This is a genomic window from Martelella alba (assembly GCF_005217455.1).
GTDB lineage: Bacteria > Pseudomonadota > Gammaproteobacteria > Enterobacterales > Enterobacteriaceae > Acerihabitans.
Window position 1 is genome coordinate 1 of the sequence record NZ_SZPQ01000123.1, and the last position, 1463, is coordinate 1463.

Sequence of the window (1463 nt, forward strand, 5' to 3'; positions counted from 1 at the left end):
AGGTCAAAGATCTTCTGCCGTGGAACCTCAACATCCCTGCTGAATAACTGTCAATACGGCGCTGGGCACACGCTTACCTTCAGCCGGTGGTATAACGAGGAGCATCGGCATAGCGCCATCGGTTATGTCACACCGGAACAACGGCATCAGGGAGAAGATATAAGCCTGCTGGCAAAACGAAAGGCCTTGTATGACACGGCCAGAAGAGCCCGACCGGAACGGTGGTCTGGCTCATGCCGCCAATGGCGGCGGGTCGAGGTGGTGATGCTGAATCCAGATAAGCCGGAAACCGGGCTGAAAACGGTAGCGTAAAAAACGAATAACGCTCTCTGTCAACTTCGTTGACAGCTACCGATGAGAAGAGCATCTCTTCATCGTTCTTCTCTGGTATGCCAGAGATCCACGATATAGATGTCATTGTCACGAAGTTCGTAGTGAACCTCGTAATCATCGAATAACACTTTTCGGACTTCCCGGGGTTCATACCGAGTCTGCTGTACACCAATTGCCGGATTCACCGTAAGGCCAGCGCAGCCAGTAATCAGGCGATCCAATACATCATCGGCGTGCTGGCGGCTGTACTGAAGAGCGAAATGGTAGATACGCTCCAGGTCATCATGAGCTTTAAGCGTCCAGTAAATTTCCATTTATCAGGATTTCTTTAAGCGATTAGCAAAATCCACCATGTCCGAGTGGCTCACCACGCGACCGGCATCCACATCGGCAAGACCGGCCTGAATGCTCTGATGACGCCGTTCTCTTTCGACCAGCATACTGGTCAACGCTTCTTTAATAATCCAGCTCTTAGAACGGTCCAACTCAATTGCCAGATTTTCTACAGCAGCAGCCAACTCAACGGGTATCTGTGCGCTGATGGTTTGTTTAGTAAGCGAACCCATAGGGATTATCTCCTTTAATAACATTTAATAACTCCTATTAAGATTAGCATAGAGATGCCTATAAAAACATCACATCTCATTTCGCAGGCAACATCCCCGGAAAGTGCTTCGCCACAATGTCATTCATCTTCTCTACCAGATCCAGACGTTTGAACGTGATATGCCCACTGCCCTTTTGAAAGTAGCGAATGGTGAACAACTCATCTTCGAAAATCTGCTGATGCGGATTGTCGCGCACGAAATCCATAAACCGGTTGGAGACATCATGCCGGTTATCGGGAATGGTTTTACCATCCAGCAAGTAGAACATCCGTTCCAGATCGGCTAACTGAACCGCCCCGGTTTTCTTGGAGAGAGTTAAGGCAGGAAGCTCAGGCTGCCAGATTGTTACAGTTTCTGGAAGCATAATATGTTTTTTCAGCTTCAGCCGGCGGGATGTGACCAAGCCTCTCCATTAGCCTGCGATTGTTGTACCAGTCCACCCACACCAGTGTTGCCAGCTCTACTTCTGCCAGGTTTTTCCAGCTCTTACGGTGTATTACCTCCGCTTTATAAAGACCGTTG

At 49.0% G+C, this 1463-nt stretch carries 4 protein-coding genes and 1 pseudogene; 1 reads left to right on the forward strand and 4 read right to left on the reverse strand.

Annotated features, from left to right (window positions below):
- A pseudogene (locus FCN80_RS27135) lies at positions 1-312 on the forward strand (hypothetical protein); the annotation flags it as partial.
- Positions 313-371: 59 nt separating this feature from the next.
- Here the strand turns inward: FCN80_RS27135 and FCN80_RS25905 are convergent.
- From FCN80_RS25905 to FCN80_RS25920, 4 genes are all read right to left on the reverse strand, one after another.
- On the reverse strand, positions 372-647 hold the full coding sequence (locus FCN80_RS25905) for a type II toxin-antitoxin system RelE/ParE family toxin (protein WP_136993236.1): 276 nt from the start codon (positions 645-647) through the stop codon (positions 372-374).
- Between the two features lie 3 nt (positions 648-650).
- On the reverse strand, positions 651-899 hold the full coding sequence (locus FCN80_RS25910) for a CopG family ribbon-helix-helix protein (RefSeq protein ID WP_136993238.1): 249 nt from the start codon (positions 897-899) through the stop codon (positions 651-653).
- A gap of 76 nt (positions 900-975) precedes the next feature.
- Positions 976-1305 (reverse strand): DUF4942 domain-containing protein, encoded by a 330-nt coding sequence (locus FCN80_RS25915; RefSeq protein ID WP_136993240.1) that lies wholly within the window; start codon positions 1303-1305, stop codon positions 976-978.
- Positions 1271-1463, reverse strand: a 193-nt coding sequence (locus tag FCN80_RS25920) for an IS3 family transposase (RefSeq protein WP_170975539.1), incomplete at its 5' end; no start/stop codon positions are given. The genes FCN80_RS25915 and FCN80_RS25920, both read right to left, overlap by 35 nt.